This is a genomic window from Prevotella rectalis, from assembly GCF_900607215.1.
GTDB lineage: Bacteria > Bacteroidota > Bacteroidia > Bacteroidales > Bacteroidaceae > Prevotella > Prevotella brunnea.
Genome location: NZ_LR027820.1, coordinates 682,382 through 683,269, shown reverse-complemented (window position 1 = coordinate 683,269; position 888 = coordinate 682,382). Strand labels below are relative to the sequence as shown.

Annotated in this window: 1 protein-coding gene; it reads left to right on the top strand. The window is 49.9% G+C overall.

All coding sequences use genetic code 11. The annotated features are described in order from the left end of the window. On the top strand, positions 1 to 888 hold an 888-nt coding region (locus E0E16_RS03785; protein WP_130829708.1), incomplete at both ends, for an IS256 family transposase.

The following is an 888-nucleotide window of genomic DNA, read 5'->3' as shown; positions in this document are numbered from 1 at the left end:
TTTCGAATTACACAAGCAGCAGCGAGGGTTTTGTTACCCTTCAGTCATTAATCATGAACTCCCTGATGTATCATGAACGAGAGTTGTTCGTCAGCGAAAATGCCCATGAGCAATGCAATGGTTTCCGTTCTCGTCGTTGGTACAGTCACGGCTTTGAGTTCTCGCTCCGTATTCCGCGCAGTCGTAGCGGAAACTTCTATCCCATTCTCTTAGGGTTGATACGCAGCGAAAGCGAGGAACGTGCCAAATTGTTCAATCTCCTCTACACCAAAGGTCTTACCACGGAGCAGATAGGCGAGATTTCAAATTGCGTCTATGGTCGTTCCTACAGCAAGCAGCAGGTATCGCATCTTGCCGGCAGCTGCCGTGAGGACGTCGAACGGTGGCTTTGCCGTAGCCTTTCCTCCCACTACTTAGCCGTCTATATCGACGCCACCTTTATTTCCACCCGTAGGGACAGACAGGTGTCCAAGGAAGCCTACTATACCATTCTGGGGGTATTAGAAGACGGCAGCAGGGAGGTGCTCACGGTTGTCAATCATCCCACAGAAGGGGCTCTTTGCTGGAAAGACGAGCTTGAGGCCTTGAAGCAAAGAGGCGTCGAACAGATAGACTTAGTTGTTTCCGATGCATTGCAAGGAATAGAGAATGCCGTCTGTGCAGCCTTTCCCGGTGCCGCACACCAGTTCTGCGTGGCACACGTTAAGCGACAGATACTCAGCGGCGCATCACATAAAGACAAACTGGTAATGGCGCAGCAGCTCAGTGAGGTGTTCCAATTGGAGAACAACGAGATGAATTCCTTGCAGGGATACGAACAATTCATTACCTTTGTCGAGAAATGGGAAAGGAAATATCCTGCACTAAGAAAATACAAGGCCGAACGCA